This window comes from Moorena producens PAL-8-15-08-1, from assembly GCF_001767235.1.
Lineage (GTDB): Bacteria > Cyanobacteriota > Cyanobacteriia > Cyanobacteriales > Coleofasciculaceae > Moorena > Moorena producens_A.
This window is the reverse complement of sequence record NZ_CP017599.1, coordinates 401,318-420,486: the sequence shown is the minus strand read 5'-3', so window position 1 is coordinate 420,486 and position 19,169 is coordinate 401,318. Positions and strand designations below refer to the sequence as shown.

At 45.6% G+C, this 19,169-nt stretch carries 16 protein-coding genes; 10 read left to right on the top strand and 6 right to left on the bottom strand.

The features are described 5' to 3' along the window. Window positions 1-5 precede the first annotated feature (5 nt). The 8 genes from BJP34_RS01750 to rppB all read left to right on the top strand — a co-directional run bounded on the left by BJP34_RS01750 (window position 6) and on the right by rppB (window position 8,910). Entirely contained in the window at window positions 6-2,264 is a 2,259-nt protein-coding gene (locus tag BJP34_RS01750) for a heavy metal translocating P-type ATPase (RefSeq protein ID WP_070390847.1), read from the top strand. 153 nt (window positions 2,265-2,417) lie between these two features. Beyond that, window positions 2,418-3,020: a cupredoxin domain-containing protein gene (locus BJP34_RS01745; RefSeq protein WP_083305525.1), complete on the top strand. Its 603-nt coding sequence runs from the start codon at window positions 2,418-2,420 to the stop codon at window positions 3,018-3,020. 24 nt (window positions 3,021-3,044) lie between these two features. Next, window positions 3,045-3,287 (top strand): DUF2933 domain-containing protein, encoded by a 243-nt coding sequence (locus BJP34_RS01740; RefSeq protein ID WP_070390845.1) that lies wholly within the window; start codon window positions 3,045-3,047, stop codon window positions 3,285-3,287. Continuing rightward, the gene (locus BJP34_RS01735) at window positions 3,284-3,934 is read left to right on the top strand and encodes a methyltransferase family protein (protein ID WP_070390844.1); all 651 of its coding nucleotides are present in this window, start codon (window positions 3,284-3,286) and stop codon (window positions 3,932-3,934) included. The genes BJP34_RS01740 and BJP34_RS01735 overlap by 4 nt, the downstream gene beginning before the upstream one ends. 244 nt (window positions 3,935-4,178) lie before the next feature. Then, window positions 4,179-4,787, top strand: coding sequence for a DUF411 domain-containing protein (locus BJP34_RS01730; protein WP_070390843.1), 609 nt, complete (start codon window positions 4,179-4,181; stop codon window positions 4,785-4,787). 80 nt (window positions 4,788-4,867) lie between these two features. Further along, window positions 4,868-6,367 carry a multicopper oxidase family protein gene (locus BJP34_RS01725; RefSeq protein ID WP_070390842.1) on the top strand — a complete coding sequence of 500 codons (1,500 nt, stop codon included), beginning with the start codon at window positions 4,868-4,870 and terminating at the stop codon, window positions 6,365-6,367. A 453-nt stretch (window positions 6,368-6,820) separates the two neighbouring features. Further along, window positions 6,821-7,519, top strand: a complete 699-nt coding sequence (gene rppA / locus BJP34_RS01720) for a two-component system response regulator RppA (RefSeq protein WP_070390841.1) — start codon at window positions 6,821-6,823, stop codon at window positions 7,517-7,519. Further along, on the top strand, window positions 7,516-8,910 hold the full coding sequence (gene rppB / locus BJP34_RS01715) for a two-component system sensor histidine kinase RppB (RefSeq protein WP_070390840.1): 1,395 nt from the start codon (window positions 7,516-7,518) through the stop codon (window positions 8,908-8,910). The genes rppA and rppB overlap by 4 nt, the downstream gene beginning before the upstream one ends. A 268-nt stretch (window positions 8,911-9,178) precedes the next feature. On the opposite strand, the gene BJP34_RS01710 is transcribed toward rppB, so the two are convergent. After that, window positions 9,179-9,658 (bottom strand): Dps family protein, encoded by a 480-nt coding sequence (locus BJP34_RS01710; RefSeq protein WP_070390839.1) that lies wholly within the window; start codon window positions 9,656-9,658, stop codon window positions 9,179-9,181. 134 nt (window positions 9,659-9,792) lie between these two features. After that, window positions 9,793-10,056 carry a ParB N-terminal domain-containing protein gene (locus BJP34_RS01705; protein WP_070390838.1) on the bottom strand — a complete coding sequence of 88 codons (264 nt, stop codon included), beginning with the start codon at window positions 10,054-10,056 and terminating at the stop codon, window positions 9,793-9,795. 162 nt (window positions 10,057-10,218) lie between these two features. On the opposite strand from BJP34_RS01705, the gene BJP34_RS01700 reads away from it, so the two are divergent. After that, window positions 10,219-11,259, top strand: coding sequence for an agmatinase family protein (locus BJP34_RS01700; protein ID WP_070390837.1), 1,041 nt, complete (start codon window positions 10,219-10,221; stop codon window positions 11,257-11,259). Here BJP34_RS01700 and BJP34_RS38400 read toward each other — a convergent pair. From BJP34_RS38400 to speA, 3 genes are all read right to left on the bottom strand, one after another. Continuing rightward, window positions 11,207-11,386, bottom strand: a complete 180-nt coding sequence (locus BJP34_RS38400; protein ID WP_149030734.1) for a hypothetical protein — start codon at window positions 11,384-11,386, stop codon at window positions 11,207-11,209. The two genes, BJP34_RS01700 and BJP34_RS38400, sit on opposite strands and share 53 nt — an antisense overlap. Window positions 11,387-11,396: 10 nt before the next feature. Next, complete coding sequence (locus BJP34_RS01695) at window positions 11,397-12,506, bottom strand: homospermidine biosynthesis protein (protein WP_070390836.1); 1,110 nt, start codon at window positions 12,504-12,506, stop codon at window positions 11,397-11,399. 263 nt (window positions 12,507-12,769) lie between these two features. Beyond that, window positions 12,770-14,905, bottom strand: coding sequence for a biosynthetic arginine decarboxylase (speA, locus tag BJP34_RS01690; RefSeq protein WP_149030733.1), 2,136 nt, complete (start codon window positions 14,903-14,905; stop codon window positions 12,770-12,772). A gap of 64 nt (window positions 14,906-14,969) precedes the next feature. Here speA and BJP34_RS01685 point away from each other — a divergent pair, with 64 nt between their 5' ends. Next, entirely contained in the window at window positions 14,970-15,557 is a 588-nt protein-coding gene (locus BJP34_RS01685) for a hypothetical protein (protein WP_070390835.1), read from the top strand. Between the two features lie 75 nt (window positions 15,558-15,632). Here BJP34_RS01685 and BJP34_RS01680 read toward each other — a convergent pair whose 3' ends face one another. After that, a complete protein-coding gene (locus BJP34_RS01680; protein WP_070390834.1) occupies window positions 15,633-18,158 on the bottom strand; it encodes a CHAT domain-containing protein in 2,526 nt (841 codons plus the stop codon). Window positions 18,159-19,169 lie beyond the last annotated feature (1,011 nt).

Here is a 19,169-nt window from a genome sequence, read left to right as displayed (position 1 = left end):
TAGTCATGGAAACAGTGAATCTGCGATTGAAAGGCATGAGCTGTGCCTCTTGTGCCAACACTATTGAGCAAGTAATTCAAGCCATTCCTGGCGTCAGCGAGTGCAGCGTTAACTTTGCCATCGAGCAAGCCATAGTTAAGTACAACCCCCAGCGCACAAATCTGAAGATAATCCAGCAAGTCGTAGCTGACGCTGGATACACTGCCCAGCCCATACAAGAAGTGGACGCTCCCTCAGAAGATGCGGAGAAAAAAGCAAGAGTTGCTGAAGAAAAAGAGATAACTCGTAAAGTCATCGTGGGTTCTATTATTAGCGTCTTGCTAGTGATTGGCGTTTTACCTATGATGATAGGCTCAGAAATCTCTTGGGTTCCTGCCTGGTTACAAAATTTTTGGGTACAGTTCGTTCTAGTAACGCCAGTACAGTTTTGGGTTGGTAAAGCCTTTTTTGCGGGAGGTTGGAAAGCGTTTAAACATCATTATGCTGACATGAATACCTTAGTGGCTTTAGGGACTGCTGTAGCCTACTTGTATTCTCTGTTTGCTACTGCATTTCCCGAATTTTTAGAATCTCAAGGGCTTGAAGCCGCCGTTTATTATGAAGTATCCTCTGTGGTTATTACCCTTGTTCTCTTGGGAAGATTACTAGAAAATCGAGCTAAAGGGCAAACTTCAGAAGCTATTCGTAAGTTGATGGGTTTACAGGCAAAAACTGCTAGGGTAATTCGTAATGGACAAGAGATAGATATTCCCATTCAAGAAGTAGTAGTAGAAGATGTAATTGTTGTTCGTCCGGGAGAAAAAATCCCTGTAGATGGAGAAGTGGTTGAAGGGGAATCTTCCATTGATGAATCAATGGTGACAGGTGAACCGATGCCTGTTAAAAAACAAGCTGGAGATGAGGTAATTGGAGCAACAATAAATAAAACAGGAAGTTTTAAATTTAAAGCTACGAAAGTCGGCAAGGATACAGTATTAGCCCAGATTATTAAATTAGTCCAAGATGCTCAAGGAAGTAAAGCCCCCATTCAACAATTAGCAGATCGGGTGACAGGATGGTTTGTACCAGCAGTCATTGCGATCGCCATTACTACCTTTGTCATCTGGTTTGATTTTATGGGTAACGTTACCCTGGCAATGATTACTACCGTGGGTGTGCTAATTATCGCCTGTCCTTGTGCCTTGGGTTTGGCAACACCCACCTCAATTATGGTGGGGACTGGCAAGGGGGCAGAAAATGGCATATTAATTAAGGGCGCTGACAGTTTGGAATTAGCACACAAAATTCAGGCAATTATCTTGGATAAAACAGGCACTATTACCCAAGGTAAACCCAGTGTTACTAACTATGCTACGGTTAGAGGCACCGCCAACGGTCATGAAATTCAACTTCTGCGTTTGATAGCCGCAGTGGAACGTAATTCTGAACACCCCTTAGCAGAAGCTGTGGTTCGCTATGCCGAATCTCAGGGAGTACAACAGCCCCTTCCCAAGGTACAAAACTTTGCAGCCGTAGCGGGGATGGGGGTGCAAGGAATGATAGGAGAACGCTTGGTACAAATTGGCACTCAGCGTTGGATGGATACTTTGGGCATTGATACTCAATCCTTACAATCCCAGCGTCAGAGGTGGGAAGCAGAGGCGAAAACTACGGCTTGGATAGTACTAGATGGTCAAGTTGAAGGATTGGTAGGGATTGCAGATGCCGTCAAGCAATCCTCAGTGGAGGCGATCGCAAAATTACAAAAAATGGGTTTGGAGGTAGCAATGTTGACCGGGGATAATCGCCAAACTGCGGAGGCAATCGCCCGTGAAGTAGGTATCAAGAGAGTATTTGCAGAAGTCCGACCCGACCAAAAAGCAGCACAGGTGAAAGCCTTGCAAACAGAAGGGAAAATTGTCGCCATGGTAGGAGATGGTATCAACGATGCCCCAGCCTTAGCCCAAGCAGACGTAGGTATTGCCATCGGTACGGGAACAGATGTGGCAATGGCGGCGAGCGATGTCACCTTGATTTCTGGGGATTTAAGGGGCATTGTCACAGCCATTCAACTCAGTCATGCCACCATGCGAAACATTCGTCAAAATCTCTTCTTTGCTTACATTTATAACGTTTCTGGTATCCCCATTGCAGCGGGAATTCTTTACCCCTTATTCGGGTGGTTACTTAACCCAATAATTGCTGGTGCGGCAATGGCATTTAGCTCAGTTTCTGTAGTAACAAATGCCCTGAGGTTACGCAACTTTAAACCGCAAGCCTACTGATGATTCATAGGAGATAAGCTGTCACATATTTAATTGGCTGATTGGGACAGACAGGGAGACAGGGGGACGGGGAGACGGGGAGGCGGTTTGAGCGTTTTTCCAAAACTTGCAAAATATGCAATTTAGATGTGCATGAGCTTAGGAGAGTTGATAGTGTTCAGGAAAAAATATATTTGGAGCAGTTTAGTTAGTCTGGGATTGTTGTTGGGACTAGCCCAGATTGCCACTGCCGAGAGTCCAGGAACTGAATCAGAACCGACTAGTCAATTTAGCCGGATTGAACAACCTTTATCGCGGAAAATAGGCGTTACCTTAGGAGGCTTGGCACTCATTGGTGTAGAAATCTGGTGGTTTATATTCAGTAAAACCAAAGCTCAATCAGCCCAAACTCATCAGGGAGTTCAGGAACTAGATATTACAGTTGATGGCGGTTACATGCCAGATCGAATCGTTGTCCAGGCAGGTCAACCAGTGCGGCTGAATTTTTTCCGCCAAGACCCCAGCAGTTGCCTAGAAAAAGTTTTGTTACCTGATTTTCATAAGGCTGTCGATTTACTCGTGAACCAAACCACATCAGTAGAATTTACTCCAGAAAAACCAGGAATCTACACCTTTCACTGCGGCATGAATATGTTTCGGGGCGTGGTGGAAGTCAGGGCAGATGGACGGGTAGGTAGAAATCGGGAACCGCCTCAGAGTATAAGTTCGAGCAAGGGCCATAAACAAGAGCACTCAGAGGTCAAATTATTAAGCTGATAGCTGTATTCTTAGGAGGTTTTCATGGCTCAAAACTCTAGAACAGTTTGGCGGTGGCGTTCTCCCACTGGCATCGCCTTGTTATTCTTTCTAGGCATTGCCGCTTTTTTACTGATTACTGAACACCTGGCACACATAATTCCTGTCTTACCCTGGTTGCTGCTACTAGCCTGTCCGCTGATGCACCTGTTTATGCATGGCGGACACGGCGGACACGGTGGACGTAGTGGCAGTCATGGAAACAATTCTGAAGGAGGTCACAAATGAATCAACCACCTGCCTACGGTCTTTGGTCTCTGGTAATTATCAACTCCTTAGTTTTCATTATTTTTGCCTTCAGCTTCACCAAGCCAAAAAGTCCCCGTGACTGGCGCTCATTTGGTGCTTTCTCGGCTTTTATCGTCGCCTTGTTCACCGAAATGTACGGTTTCCCCTTGACGATTTACCTGCTTTCAGGCTGGCTGCAAAGCCGCTACCCAGAACTTGACCTCTTATCCCATGAGGCTGGACACCTTTGGCATACGCTGCTTGGCTGGGAAGGCAATCCACATTTAGACCCTCTTCATATCCTCAGCAACGTTCTGATTTTCGCTGGATTTATCCTGCTTGCCTCTGCTTGGAAGGTACTTTATGAAGCGCAGCGACGCCACACTTTGGCACTCACCGGTCCCTACGCACGAGTACGCCATCCGCAATATGATGCCTTTATACTTATTATGCTGGGTTTCTTGCTACAGTGGCCAACAATTTTAACTTTGCTGATGTTCCCAGTGCTGGTTTGGGTGTACACCAGGCTGGCGTTCCAAGAGGAACGTGAGATACGAGCAGAATTTGGTGAAAAATATGCTCGGTATGCGGCTACCACGCCAGCCTTTTTCCCGGGCTTTGGGGGTACGGCTAAAAGGAAAATTTGAACACATTAACTTAGTTTTTTAATACACTCCAATGCAAGGTATGCTGACTTACTCATCATTCTTGTTGGTTTGCCCTGGGGAATCCAACGTTACAACTGGCTGGGTATGAAGGATGTAATTTGGGTGGAATGAAATCTGATGGATAGGGAGGGTTTTTATCGAGGCGATCGCCACCTAACTCAAAAGTCTAACATCGAAGTAGAGTCCCAACCAAAAGTAAAAAATTGACTGTGAGGTCTTGATAATGCTCAAACATCTTACATCTTGGATTCATCAACAGTCGCGCCCCCTGATCTTATCGGGTATTGCTGTTGTGGGAGTATTGGGAGCGACATATTTGACCATCGCTGTGTGGGGAAAAGGTAACGATACTCCTACTGCCAATTATCCTCAAGCCCCGAATGCTGTTGCTACTCAACCCGTTAGGGCAAATGGCAGCCTATGGGATCGGGAAATCAAACCGCTTTCACAACCTCTAGAGATTGCTGTGTATCGCAGTCCCTCCTGTGGTTGCTGTGGAGAATGGATTAAACATTTAGACAAACACGGATTTAAGATTACTGATACTAAAACCTCTGAAATGAGTGCAGTTAAAGAAAAATATAACGTGCCTCAGGACTTAGCCTCCTGTCACACAGCGATCATAAATGGATATGCGATCGAAGGTCACGTACCAGCCAACGATATTAAACGTTTGGTCAAGGAAAAGCCCGACATTGCTGGCATCGCTGTACCGGGAATGCCGTTGGGAACACCTGGAATGGAGGCGGGGGAGAGAAAAGAGTCCTTTGCAGTGTTGGCGTTTAGTCGCAACGGTGAATCCAATATTTTTAAGGATTATCAGTCCTACTAAGTACAGATTGAGGTTAACACTATCAACCAACATCAGAGTTCCCTTGGAACCTCCGCAGCTGTAATTAAAAGCCATGAACCATGTTAAAGATTAACCGCCGAACATTTATTGCTCTCAGTTTAGCCGGGACTGGGGCAGCCTTAGGAACTAACTGGGCAATGGGAGGAAATAGCAAACAAACCCCAAAATCCCCTATTGCACAACCTTGGCTGCACCAAAGCAGGAATGGTTTACTAGAACTTGACCTAGAAGCCAGTTACCACCAAGTCAATTTGGGGGGACAAAAAGCATACTTGTTGAGCTACAACGGACAGGTTCCCGGACCTCGCCTGGAAGCTAAACCAGGGGATACTATTCGCATCCGCTTTACCAACAATCTCTCCCAACCTACCAACCTGCATTATCACGGATTGCACATTCCGCCGACAGGGAATGCTGATAATGTTTTTCTGGACATTTCACCGGGAGAACGCCTAACTTATGAGTTTGAACTCTCCCAGAATCAATCAGCAGGGACATTTTGGTATCATCCCCATCGTCACGGTTTGGTTGCGGAACAAGTCTTTGGGGGTTTAGCAGGTTTGTTTGTCGTGCGCGGGGAGTTGGACGAAATTCCCGAAATTCAAGCAGCCAAGGAAGAATTTCTCGTTCTCCAAGATTTTGCCCTTGATGGGAACGGACGTATGCTACCCTCAAACCACATGTCAGCTATGACAGGACGGGAAGGCAAATTAATTACCGCTAATGGTCAACTTAATCCCACATTTTCAGTCCCTGCTAAGGGGTTGTTGCGCTGGCGAATTCTCAATGCTTCTGCTTCCCGTTTCTATCGACTCTCTCTGGAAAATCACCCTTTCTACCTGATTGCTACTGATGGCGGTGCCTTGGCCGAACCGATAGAAGTTTCACAATTGCTACTGACACCTGGACAACGGGCAGAAGTTTTGGTGCGTGCAGATAGAGAACCAGGACAGTATCGCTTGCTGAACCTGCCTTACAGCCGTACCCAGATGGGTATGAGTGGTAGAGGAATGATGGGTGGCAGAGGAATGATGGGTGGTAGAGGAATGATGGGTGGCAGAGGAATGATGGGTGGCAATGGCAACACCGCCACCGTGCTAGCAACAGTCAACTACGATACTCCTGTTCCCTCTGTTCCGTTACCGACAAAACTTATTGCTCCGCCAGCCTTACCGGAACCCCAGCAGGTGCGTCGCTTTGAAATCAATCACGGTATGGCTCCTGGGATGGGCATGGTTTTTCTGATTAACGGTCAGCCCTATCGTAGCGATCGCATTGATACCCAAGTCCAGCTCAATACCGCTGAAGACTGGGAAATCGTTAACACCGGAGTGATGGATCACCCCTTTCACTTGCACGTTAATCAATTTCAAGTCATCAGTCGCAATGGTCAGCCAGAACCCTACCGAGCTTGGAAAGATACAGTATTAGTGCGACCTGGTGAAACTGTCCGCATTCGTATTCCTTTCCGTGATTTTACAGGCAAGACAGTTTATCACTGTCACATTTTTGATCATGAGGACTTGGGGATGATGGGAAATCTGGAAATTCGGGCGTAATTGAAGTAAAACCTGGCTCCTAAAAAAATAATTAGGCTAGAATTAAAGCAGCAAATAGCAACGAAAAATGTGCTAATTATGCTAGCAATTATATCAGTTTTATGTTTAATTTTTGATAGCTAAATTAATCAAGATATTAAATAAATTAACAGATTTTACCGTTGCCAATTGCATCCGTGGTAAGCGTCGTTTCATTGGGTAATAACTTACTAAGTTTATCGTGCATAATGGCTAATTATTGGCGGAATACTATCATTTACCGTAAGCAAAATTCTAATTCATCAAGGTGTTATTTGACCATTGCCTTCAGGCTGACACAGGGAGGAACACTAAGCTCATTTAAACTACTCATTTACTATTCATTTACTATAATCAGTCTAGGAGAGCCGTTTTTATTTTTGTCTGATCAGGTGCAAAATCTGAGTTTAACCTAACCATTGAGAACTTGAATCTATGAGAGTACTGCTAGTTGAAGATGAGCCAGACTTGGGTGCTGCAATTAAGCGAGCGTTGAATATAGAGAAGTACGTGGTGGACTTAGTTGTTAACGGCACTGACGCTTGGGGTTATTTAAACAACCACGAAACCCAATATACCCTAGCTATCTTCGACTGGTTGCTGCCAGGGCTATCCGGACTAGAGTTACTGCGTCAGTTACGCTATCGTAATAATCCCTTGCCTATTTTGATGCTAACGGCAAAAGACCGCTTGGAAGATAGAGTGATGGGTTTGGATACGGGAGCCGATGATTATTTAGTCAAACCGTTCCGAATGGCAGAGTTGCTAGCAAGAGTTAGAGCCTTGCACCGGCGAACACCCCTACTCCAGCCCCAACAACTTCAAGTGGGTGACCTTATTTTAGACTATGGTAACCGAACGGTTTATCGTCTTGCTGCTAACGGTGAGAAACTCGACATTCCACTAACGAATAAAGAATTCCAGCTCTTAGAGTATTTCATGAAGCATCCCAATCAGGTGATGACCACCAACCAAATTCGCAATCAACTTTGGGAAGTGAATGCAGAACCGATTAGTAACGTAGTGGCGGCTCAAATGCGTTTGCTACGTCGGAAACTCGAATCAATCAACTCCAGCATTCCGATTGAAACCGTTCATGGTTTGGGATATCGTCTCAATCTCAAAAAATCATGAATCAAAATAAGCTATTTAACCAGACTCGTGGGAAATTAGCACTTTCCTATGCCATCGTCATGGGGTTTATTTTGAGCCTGTTGGGATTTGGTGTTTACAGAGCGATCGTTCATACCCATTTAGTCACTTCAGACCGGGAGTTAAAATCCGTTGCGGGGACACTCCATGATAGTCTCGAATGGAAACTCAAGGAACCTGGACAGGTAGAGCCGATAATTGGGGAACTTTTACCAAATCTGTGTATAGTTGGAGTTGACTGTTCCCAAGCACTGGTGAGTTCCCAGCGCCACATCCTCAGTGCTGTTAGCCAAGGTCACTACTACATCCGGCTATTTGATACCTCAGGACGTTTAATTGCCGTTGCAGGCACTTACCCAGAGGGATTACCCCAGGTGTTTAATCAAGCACCTTGGCAAACCATTTCCGATGGTAAGGGCAACTCCTATCACCAAATTTCTCTATCGCTACATACTCAAGATCAGCGGGATTGGGGGTATTTGCAGGTGGGGCACTCTCTCCAATACCTCAACGACTACCTCAATACGATAAAATTAATCTTGGCATTGGGTTTGCCAATGGCAATGATCTTAGTCGGCAGTGGGAGTTGGTGCTTAGCAGGGTTGGCCATGCAACCTATTTACCAATCCTACAGACAGATTCAACAGTTTACCGCTGATGCTGCCCACGAGCTACGAACACCGATAGCGGCTACACTGGCAACGGTTGAATCGGGGCTTTTGATGCCTAGCTTGGATCAACAAGAAGCACGAAACATTCTGGAAATTGTTGAACGTCAAAATCAGCGGCTGAGTCAGTTAGTTGCCGATTTGTTGTTGTTGTCTCGTTTAGATAGACAACCAGCATCTGTAGGTCACCAGACATGCTGTCTCAATGACCTGGTTAGCGATTTAGTTGAGGAATTGGCAGCTTTGGCAATTGCTGCCGAGATTAAGTTGACATCTTCGGTGCGAGTGCCAACTATTCTGGAGGTTGTGGGTGATTCTGAGCAGCTTTATCGCCTAGTTTCTAATTTAATTATTAATGGTATCCAATACACCCCTGTGGGTGGTAAAGTAACTGTTATTTTAGATAAGAGCGACCAACACGCGGTGATCCAGGTAGAAGATACGGGGATTGGTATTGCCCAAGAAGACCAAGGGCGAATTTTTGATCGCTTTTATCGAGTCAATAGCGATCGCTCTCGTCATACAGGAGGTTCCGGATTAGGGCTGGCAATTGCTAATGCGATCGCTCAAGCACACCACGGTAGCTTACAAGTATACAGCGAACGAGGTGTTGGTAGTAGGTTTACTCTTCGATTACCCAAGGCAGTTACTTCGTTTGATCAGGAACACTTTAGCGCTCCAATTTTTTTTCAGTCCAATTCCTAAGTATGTAAAGTTTGATATAAAGGATAAAGTATGAAAGATAAAGGAACAAAGATAAATATTTAGGCATGAATACATATAGAGCAAAACATACCAGTTGTTGAACAACCGATAAATTGAACTATTTCATCCTTCATATTGGGAGCATGTCAATTTTGTTAATCCCTGATTCAGATCCCCCTAAATCCCCCTTAAAAAAGGGGGACTTTTGAATCTAATTCCCCCCTTTTTTAAGGGGGGCTAGGGGGGATCTATGTACATAATTACAAGCTTATTTTAAAATACTGCGCAGCATCCAAGCCGTTTTCTCATGTATGCTCATCCGTTCGGTCAACAGATCAGCTGTAGACTCATCGTTAGCACGTTCAGCGGCTGGGAAAACAGACCGTGCAGTTCGTACCACTGCCTCATTGGCTTCCACTAGCAAGCGCACCATTTCCTCAGCCTCCGGAACATCGCTGGTTTCTGGAATGGAGGATAATTGCGCATACTGACTGTAGCTGCCAGGAGCAGGATAGCCTAGGGTACGAATCCGCTCTGCTACCGCATCCACTGCTAAAGCCAACTCATTGTACTGTTGCTCAAACATCAGGTGTAGGGAGTTGAACATTGGTCCGGTAACATTCCAGTGGAAGGCATGGGTCTTCAGGTATAGGGTATAAGTGTCCGCTAGCAGACGAGACAATCCCTCAGCAATCTCTTTGCGGTCTTGTTCATCAATACCAATATTGACAGGTACAATCGTTGCCATAGTATTCTCCTCAAGGTTCCTCGTAAAAACTAGTGGTCACGGTCAGCTTTAAACACCTTAACTTTAAGCAATTGGAGTTTCCTTGGGAATTCACCAAAGGTATGAACCTATTTTTGTTCCAAAATTGCTAATTTTCACGCTAAATGCCGTTTTAATACGGAACGAGGAGCGCGACGAACGCGGCACTTAATGGTTTTTTTTCCTAAACGCTGGTGTGCTTCGTAACGGTGGCAACCGGAAAAACCATAGTATTGCCCATCTACTTCTAACACATCAATGGGTTCGCGCAAACCCTCTTTAGCAATTGATTCCATTAGTGCCGCCACCTTGTTTGGATCATTTTGTCGTGGTAGGGGACGGCGGATTTGCTCTAGGGGAATTTCTTTGATATCTACCATAGTGCTAGTAATTTTTCAATTTAGTTTTGATGGTAATAGGGTTAGGGGTTAGGGGTTGGGTTAAGGGTTTTTGTACTTAATGTTAAGTGTGCCTAATCCCTAATACCAGGATGCCCGTAGGGAGGAGCGTCGGGTAAAATAAGGAAAATTTACTAAGGGCTAATGAATAAAGCCAGTTTTAATCCTAATGAGATTACTGTGCCCAATGGCTGCTTTTTTGGCTTGCCCTATTCGGTTGAAGAGGCTTCAATCGTTTTCTTGCCTGTTCCTTGGGACGTGACCACATCTTACCGAGAAGGCGCAGCAAACGGTCCCCAAGGGATAATAGAAGCTTCCGTACAGTTAGATTGGTACGACTTTGATGTACCCCAAGCTTGGGAAACGAGGTGCGGGACTATACCGATTAACTCGGCTATCCAAGACCAAAATCGTGCCATGAGGTTGATAGCTAAAGAGATTATTCAGTATTTAGAAGCTGGTGGCAATGTGGATGATGATGCGATCGCAAAACAGTTAGCCATCGTTAATCAAGCCTGTGCTGCACTCAACAACTTGGTTTACACTCAGGCACTGGAACTGCTGGAGCAAGGCAAGCTGGTTGCCATTGTCGGTGGCGATCACAGTGTTCCTCTTGGGTTAATGAAAGCCCTAACACAGCAACACAAGGAATACGGCATTTTACAAATTGATGCCCATGCCGATCTCCGGCAAGCCTATGAAGGGTTTACTTACTCCCATGCCTCGATCATGTACAATGCTCTGACCCTACCTCAGATTAATCGTTTAGTTCAGGTTGGCATCCGAGATGTTTGTCAAGAGGAAATGGCAATGGCAAAGAGCGATCGCCGGATTGTAGTGTTTGATGACTGGCAGCTCAAAGCTAACACTTACGAAGGTATAACCTGGGCAGCCCAGTGCCAGGAAATTATTGCTAATTTACCGAATAAAGTTTATATTAGCTTTGATATTGACGGATTGAATCCCACCTATTGTCCCAATACAGGTACTCCTGTGCCCGGAGGTTTGGAATTTAACGAGGCAATGTATTTAGTGCGATCGCTAGTCCAAGCTGGAAAAACTATTATTGGTTTTGATCTGTCTGAAGTTGCTCCCGGAGACTCTGGGGATGAGTGGGATGGCAATGTTGGGGCTAGAGTTTTGTACAAGCTTGCCTGTTTGACGAGGTATAGGAATAGTTTATAGCAGTTCTCAATTGGGTCAGGTAAAAAGTTCTAGGTTTTAGGGAGTAGGGAGTAGGGAGTAGGGAGTAGGGAGTAGTGATGCATCGCTCTTTCCTAAAGTTCCCTGTTCCGAGATCCGCTGTTCCCATAAATCCTAATTCACCTGACTGCTGTAGCCTGGGTAGCCAAATGTGCCTTTTTCAACTGCTCCAGTAAAGCTTTTCGTTGGTCATAGAGGCGTTTTAGAGGACGAGGCGCTACCTTAGCTAGGCAGTAAGCTGTGAGTAGGGGCATAGCAATGGTCGAGTCGCAATAAACCACTACTGTTTCTGATAACTTCTGTGGATCAAGCTTGCACCAAGAGACCGCCTCAGATGGGGTTGCTCCTGACAAACCCCCTGTGTCTGGACGGGCATCAGTTACCTGAAGAAAGTAATCATGCCCCTTCTCATCAATACCCAAGACTTCTTGAAGATACGGTTCCGTCTGCAACATGAAATTTTTCGGCGAGCCACCTCCCAAGATCCAAATGCCACTGGCTCCCCCATTGTTTTTAGCTGCCAGCACAATTGCTGCCGTTTCATTCACATCCAAGGACACATCAATGATTGGTCCGGTTCCCTGCAACCCTAGTGCTGCTAAATTCATCCCAATCGAACTATCTCCAGGACTGGAGGTATAGATCGGGACTCCTAACCGATAAGCTGCCGCCAGCAGGGATTGCTTTTCGAGTCCCAATGTCTGCTCCCGTGCAGCAATGTACTTACCGCAGAGGTAGTGAAACTCTGCCGTTCCCATTCGACCCTTAAACTCAGGCTGTTCAATGATCTGACGAAAGAACTTATCCGTTGATAGCAGCACATCATAATCGAAGAAAATGTCATAGATCCGGACAACTCCTTCTTTCTGCAATACCACATCACTAATATCGTGCCGCCCTTGATGGAGTTCCAATCCGATACCAAAGTGAGTGTCGTGGTAGAGATTGGCTCCTGTAGATACTATCCAATCGACAAACCCTGCCTCCATCAGTGGGATCACTGCCGCCATTCCTAACCCTGCGGGGGTTAATGCTCCTGTCAAACTTAAACCCACCGTTACGTTTGGCTGCAACATCCGCTCTACCAATAATTGGCAGCCTTCTCGTAATCGACCAGAATTGTAGGCTAGAAACGTCTGATCGATCAACTCTGTGATTGGGATTCCTGCCGTAATCGGACCCGGAGCGATTTTACGCCCTTGCAAAAAGCGATTTTCTTTGGTGGGCATGTTAGTTAAATCACTCGATAAAACTTGTGCTTAACGACGGTTCTAACTTAAGAATAAACATTCTGTAATGTCAAGGTTAATGGTTGGTGCTTCATGGCACAGATTACCTTAGGGCTTTTCTGTGCCATCAATCATATATCCATCGCTTTGGCTGTAGCGAGTACAATGAAATGCTTTCCTTAAGCATAACTTACCCAAAACTGAGCACCAAACCCTATGATTTTTAGCTTTTGCTAAAATGAGTTACTGGGTAAATCCTGAGCTTAGCAACTCAAATAGGTATAACTCCTCAAACTCCGCTCATAATTTTGCAGCAGCCGTTGAGATTCTGCCAAAGTAATTCGATTCTCTTGCAAGGCCTGTTCTGTGCGGCGGCGCATACCTTCCACCAAATCTTCAGCATCATACTGCACATAACCCAAAACTTCCGTAATTGTATCTCCCTTAACCACGTGTTCAATTTCATACCCTCTGGGGCTTAATTTGATGTGAACTGCGTTACTATCACCAAAAAGATTGTGTAAATTCCCCATAATCTCTTGGTAGGCACCGACTAGGAAGAAACCCAAATAGTAGGGTTCTTTGGATTTGGGATTTGGGATTTGGGATTTGGAATTGGAAATTGTCCCTTGGTCCTCGGCTTTGCGCAAAGGATGTAGTTCCAGCAACGATTTAACATCCCGCAGGTCAATAAATTGGTCAATCTTACCATCACTATCGCAGGTAAGGTCAGCCAAGATAGCCCTTTGAGTTGGTTCTTCATCCAGCCGATGGATGGGCATAATCGGAAATAGCTGGTTAATTGCCCAGCAATCTGGCACTGATTGGAAGACGGATAGGTTGACATAATAAATTGATGCCATGATCGTTTCCAGGTCTGCTAGATCATCGGGAACATAGTCTTGTGTCCTGATAATTTCCCGAATCTTCTGACAGCACGCCCAATAAAGCTGCTCGGCTTTAGCCCGCTGAGTAATGCTCAGATAGCCTAAACTAAACAGGCTTTTTGCTTCTTGGTTAAGCTCGATGGCATCATGATAGGCTTCCTGGTAATTCTCAAGGTCGAGAGTACAGTAAGTTTCCCAAAGATTGCGGATAATTAGATGGTCTTGTTCCGTTGTCAGTGGAGGGGATTGAGATTCGACATCACTGGTACTCAAAACATCAAAGATCAGGACTGATTGATGGGATGCGATCGCACGACCACTTTCACTAATCAGTGTTGGTGCTGGAATTTGATGTTCCTCACAAGCTTCCTTAACCGCAGCCACAATGTCATTAGCATAGTTCTGCATGTTGTAGTTTTTGGAGGCATGGAAGTTGGTTTTGGAGCCATCGTAATCCACTGCCAAGCCACCACCTACATCTAGATACTGCATATTCACCCCTAATCCCTTGAGCTCAGCATAAATTTGGCTGGCTTCGCGAATAGCATCTTTAATCACGCTAATGGCAGATATTTGAGAGCCGATGTGGAAGTGCAACAGCTGCAATGACTCAAGCATCCCAGCCTCCCGTAGCTGGTCAATGGCTTGGAGTATTTCTGGAATTTTCAGACCAAATTTAGCTTTATCTCCGACAGATTTTCCCCAACGACCCATGCTTTGTGTACTCAGTTTGGCTCGCACCCCCAGCACTGGTGTGATGCCTCCTAACGAAGCTGCCACCTCAATGATTAGCTGCACTTCTTCTAGTTGTTCTAGGACAATTATCGGATTATGTCCCAATCGTCTAGCTAAAAGGGCAGTTTCAAGATATTCCCGGTCTTTGTAGCCGTTACAAATAATTAGGGAATCCGGAGTGAGCAATGTTGCTAGAGCAATCATCAATTCTGGTTTAGAACCGACTTCTAAACCAAATTGATAAGGTTGACCAAAATACACGACATCCTCTACCACATGTCGATGCTGGTTGCATTTAACCGGAAACACTCCTTGGTAACGACCAGGGTATTTGTAGCGACTAATAGCTTGGGCAAAACAGGCGTTTAATTGCTCTATCTGGTCTGCCAAGATATCTGAAAAATGGATTAATAATGGTAATCCCAAGTTGCGCTGCTTAAGGGATTCTACCAGTTCCAACAAATCCAACGAGCCGCCCCCATTCCCTTTAGGGGAAACCATGATATGACCAGCAGTATTAATGGCAAAGTAGGGTTCTCCCCAGCCTTGGATCTGATAAAGCTCCTCACTTTTCTCAATTGTCCAAGATTCAGAGGTCTTGTGATCTTGGTGATGCTGAGGGATTGCAGAACCGGATGAGTCTATCAACTTAACACCATAATCTGTAGGATTTTGAGTCGAGATCCCTGTAGTAGTCTCAGTAGTAGTCTCAGGGGTTAAATATTCTTGAAACTGGGATTTACGCTGTAGTGTCACCAATAACCTCCTTAAAGACATTGGTCGAACTGACTAGCCATGCTAAAATGCCGTCAGCGTGTTTTTTAACTAATCGTGAGCGTCGATGTCTAAACCATCAGGTCATCAGGCTCAAAAGCAAGATTATTTCCAGTCCATCCAAACGCTAATATACAATCATCAGATTGCTGTTTGGGTTGGGCTTTGGGTTGTTATGGTCTTAGCCGGTAGCATAGCAACTATTGGTCTGATTGATCCTGGACCGATTGAGGAAGAAGCCAATAATCCACAACCAGCTCTGGCCCAACTGCGGGCATCAGCGGCAAAAGAGGCTGTGCCACTGTCTTTGTTTGGTGTTGTTGCTGTAGGCTGCGCCAGCGGTTGCTTATTGCTTACTCAGGCTCTAAAATTTTCAAGCCAGAAAACGAAACTGAAAAGACCGATAACATCTAGTGTCAGCAGTAGAAGGCGACGCCGTAATTCTAGACGCCGTAAGGCGACTCGCAAACAACAACCAGTAAAATCAGTACCATTATTACCACCATCACAAAACAGGAGTGATGACCAACAGACCGAGGTAACGGTTTTGCCACCGGAGCCTACTGATCAGACCAATGCTAAAGACGAGACTCTTGCCAACATGATGGATATGCGTAAGCGCCGCTCTCTGTCTTCCTTGATGCGGGATCAGTAATCAGCCGAGGCTAGTGGTGATTTAATTTGCTCTTAATTTGCCCTTTGTTCACTCTTGACGGTTGACTATTAACCGTCAATTGTTAGAAGTTCTAACCTCTAACAGCGATTGCCAATCTTTAATCGCTTGCTGTGACCAAAGCCAGTTCTTGCTCAAGGCATCAGGTTGGAAGTTAATCGGGTCGTTGGCGATCACTTGTTGCCGTAGCTTAAGAGATTGTTGGGACAAACTCGCCCGCTTAGACCCGTTTTGTTGTTGAGCAGATTTCCACAACCCTAGCCCTAAGCCAGCATAGGTATTCCATTTTGGGGAATTGCTGGATTTTTCAGATCCAACAATTGTAGATTTCCCGTTGCTACTCCTGTACAATGCATCATACCAAGCTTGGTTAGCTCGCTCGTATTTGCCTTCAGCGTAATAGGCAAACCCTAGGGCATTGCGGTAAGTCCAAGAGTCAGGTTTTTGTTTAACTGCTCTTTCCCAATAACGTCTGACATCATCCAGACTGTATTCATCCGAGCCGGTCTGGATCGACTGCCATGCCAGACGCCCTCTTAAAAAACTCACCATTGACTGATTCAATTTTGCTGAGGGAACTTCCTTAAGGGCAGCAGAAGCCTGAGGTAATGCACCCCGGTCTAGCAATGCCCTTACAGCTTCGGTTCCTCGAATAATATTATCCTCACTGAATGCTTCAATTGCGATCGCTGTGACGGTCTTGGTATTAGCCTTTGTCAAATTAACATTTGAGTAATCAACAGGTTTGGACAGACCTGGTGGTAATTGTCTGCCTAGCCCAGGACTAGGAGGGTTCTGGAAAAACCACATGCTCACCAGTACCAAGGCAAGAGTTCCCGTTGCTCCTAGTCCGATCCACAGTGGTGAACGTGGTAACCTTAAACCCTTGTGTTTAGGATTAGTGACCTTTTTAGCCTCAACTTCTGCCGTAGTATCCTCACGCTTTGGAGCTAATTGGGTTGAGCCCTCCGTAGACGCCGGTGTCAGGGTTGCGGCTGAAGCTTTCAAAGGAGCAGGGAGTTGGCTTGGGCTATGGACTGGTAGGTTCTTCTGAGCAGCCTCTGAGTAAGGGTTTTCGGATAACCCCTCTGAATTCGATGCTGCTATTGTTGATTCCTCACCAATCGCCTCTGTATTCAGCTGATCCAGCAATCCCTTAATGAAAGCAGCGGGATCGTCTGCTTCTAGTTCATGGGATTCTAAACCCGGTGTTACACCAGTGACACTTTCATCCTCATACTGAGCTTCTGCCCTAGGGACAAGAGCTGAATCTTCCTCAAATTCTGATAATGTGGTATAATCTCTATCTTGTGGTGGCGTAAAAAAACCCTCTTCTGGGTCTAACCCTACAGACATTCCAGGAGGATCGGGCAGACTAAATATTTGAGTTCGGTCATAACTGTGGTCATCATTGGTCAGGAAACCATCAAATGCCGGATGCAGATAAAGAACAGGTAATGCCCAATAAAGCTGGTTCGAGCCATAAGCAGAAATCAGTCCTTGTCTAGCTCGCGAGAGGCTGAGGTCAATGGGGTAACCCTGGTTGATGTTACGGTATAATAGTCTGGTTAGGGTCAGGGCTACCTCATCGGGAATGCGCTCTGCCATGGCTAGAACCCCAGGAATACCGCGCTTAACCAGTGCTTGAGCAAGATTTTGATCGTTACCGTTTTCCTGGGTATGTGAAGCAGCTGTATGAGCACCACGACAGGAGTTGAATACAGCCAGCTGGACACCATTATTAACTAACAATCCAGCTAGATCATCACCCCTTAAGGTCTCTGTCAAACCAGTTTTTTTACTAACCAGGTAGACATCACCACCTGATTCCCCTAGGTTAGAGTGACCAGCATAGTGGAAGACTTGATATTTTCCTTGTTCCAGGGCTTGGGTTAACTGTTCCCGTCCTGGCTGTTCCAAAATTGTCAGATGAATCGCTGGTGGTCCATTGGGTGAACGATGGCGGAGTTCTTCTTTCAGGTGAGATGCTTCTTGTAAGAGTTCTAAACTTTCTTGATCACTTGGACCGGCGATCACCATCAAAATTTTCAGAGGTTGATTCGGTGGAGACAAAGGCTTCGGAACTGGTCTAATCAACCCTTTGGTCATCTGGTAGCGAGAGAAAGCCACATCAGTCCCTGTGGCTAGGGGACGATCCCCAGCATGGAGGACTTCCCAAGGTAGGCGGGGTAATTCTGTACCTTTCAATCCCAGACGCAGTCGCAAAACCGACCTTTGATTTTGAGCGATCGCTTGCGCCATCATCCAGCTATCGCGCAAGCTTCCTTTAAATAGGGCATTGTATAGCTCTTGACCCAAGGCAACTAAGTTTAAAGAGGATTGAGAGTACGGTTCTCCCCAAGATGGCATGGCAAAACTGCCATCCACCCCAGCTGCCCTACCCTGCAGGACACTAAATAGGGGGTCATTCATCAGTTGCTTGGCCTGGGTTAACCATTCTTCTACCGGCCAACTGACTTGTTCTTCTGCCAATGAGACTCCCGGTGCCACTCGTTCGATGCGCACCAGATAATCATCATGTTTTCCTAAGGGGGTTACGGAGATATGGAATTCCTGTGCCACTGTTGCCCAATTTTGCTCAATTTCAAGGGATCAATTTTGCTCATAGTTACGAGCGTTGGCTGAAGGTTTAAAAATTCTTGAATATTGAATATTTGTTGACTATTTGCTTATTGAGGAGTATTCCTTTAGGGGAAAATTCTTGTTGGCTCATGGTATTGATGCCGTTTTTTATTTAAGGTTTCCAAGGCATACTCTGTTAATTGTTTTGAATCAGAAAATTTCCTAATTCCAGCATTTGGGTGCCACTTTACCCAGATTTTTCCGGATTGCTATCACCAATCTCGGAAAAGTGAAATGGTAGATGCACCCTGATTGACACCCCCGGTTCACTTTGGTGAGCTGGGGATTTTTTTTCACTTCTTGATGCAGTCGCTCATGGGGGAAACCCCCAAGACCGCGCTGCATCGCTGGGTGGTAAGGTATTACCCACTCTATCTAGCCATCTCTATAGATTAGTTTGCTTTTTCCTTTTCCTCTAAACACGAACTGATCAAGCGATGCAGGGAGGTAGCGCCTTCATGTTCCCCCATGAGCGACTACCGGTGCGGTCTTGGGGAGGTAGCGCCGACCTGGGGGGGTTCCCCCCATGAGCGACTGCCGTGGTTTCCCCCACTCGCGCTTTGCATCAAGACACGGTCTTAAGCACTTAAAACAGGTTAAATTGCTTTAGCAACCAGCTATTTTACCCTTTGGGAATCGGTACTCATACCCAGAATTGGATTTACTGAATCAGTAAGGTTTCCAGGAGAAAGGATTAGGGTGTAGGTTTATCAATACTATGATAAGCGTGTTATCAACTAGCTTAACATCTGAAATTTTCCCCAAGATACTCCTTTGGGGTGTCATCACTGTCTGCAGAGCATTTTAGTCAGCCTGACCCTCAACTTTGCTAATTTACGTCAACACTGCCTAATCCTTGGTATTAACCAGTTTGTCAGTGTTAGGGAGAAGCTCTAGGTGTATTGTTTGAGCTTTATTATGGTTTTTGTAAAGATTTTGACAAGACTCGGT

Bases quoted from the DNA above. Each gene is read 5' to 3' on its own strand.
- BJP34_RS01705 (WP_070390838.1), bottom strand. From the start codon at position 10,056: ATGGTAGATATCAAAGAAATTCCCCTAGAGCAAATCCGCCGTCCCCTA.
- rppA (WP_070390841.1), top strand. From the start codon at position 6,821: ATGAGAGTACTGCTAGTTGAAGATGAGCCAGACTTGGGTGCTGCAATT.
- BJP34_RS01700 (WP_070390837.1), top strand. From the start codon at position 10,219: ATGAATAAAGCCAGTTTTAATCCTAATGAGATTACTGTGCCCAATGGC.
- BJP34_RS01750 (WP_070390847.1), top strand. From the start codon at position 6: ATGGAAACAGTGAATCTGCGATTGAAAGGCATGAGCTGTGCCTCTTGT.
- BJP34_RS01685 (WP_070390835.1), top strand. From the start codon at position 14,970: ATGTCTAAACCATCAGGTCATCAGGCTCAAAAGCAAGATTATTTCCAG.
- BJP34_RS01710 (WP_070390839.1), bottom strand. From the start codon at position 9,658: ATGGCAACGATTGTACCTGTCAATATTGGTATTGATGAACAAGACCGC.
- rppB (WP_070390840.1), top strand. From the start codon at position 7,516: ATGAATCAAAATAAGCTATTTAACCAGACTCGTGGGAAATTAGCACTT.
- BJP34_RS01735 (WP_070390844.1), top strand. From the start codon at position 3,284: ATGAATCAACCACCTGCCTACGGTCTTTGGTCTCTGGTAATTATCAAC.
- BJP34_RS01740 (WP_070390845.1), top strand. From the start codon at position 3,045: ATGGCTCAAAACTCTAGAACAGTTTGGCGGTGGCGTTCTCCCACTGGC.
- BJP34_RS01730 (WP_070390843.1), top strand. From the start codon at position 4,179: ATGCTCAAACATCTTACATCTTGGATTCATCAACAGTCGCGCCCCCTG.
- BJP34_RS01725 (WP_070390842.1), top strand. From the start codon at position 4,868: ATGTTAAAGATTAACCGCCGAACATTTATTGCTCTCAGTTTAGCCGGG.
- speA (WP_149030733.1), bottom strand. From the start codon at position 14,905: ATGTCTTTAAGGAGGTTATTGGTGACACTACAGCGTAAATCCCAGTTT.
- BJP34_RS01695 (WP_070390836.1), bottom strand. From the start codon at position 12,506: ATGCCCACCAAAGAAAATCGCTTTTTGCAAGGGCGTAAAATCGCTCCG.
- BJP34_RS38400 (WP_149030734.1), bottom strand. From the start codon at position 11,386: ATGGGAACAGCGGATCTCGGAACAGGGAACTTTAGGAAAGAGCGATGC.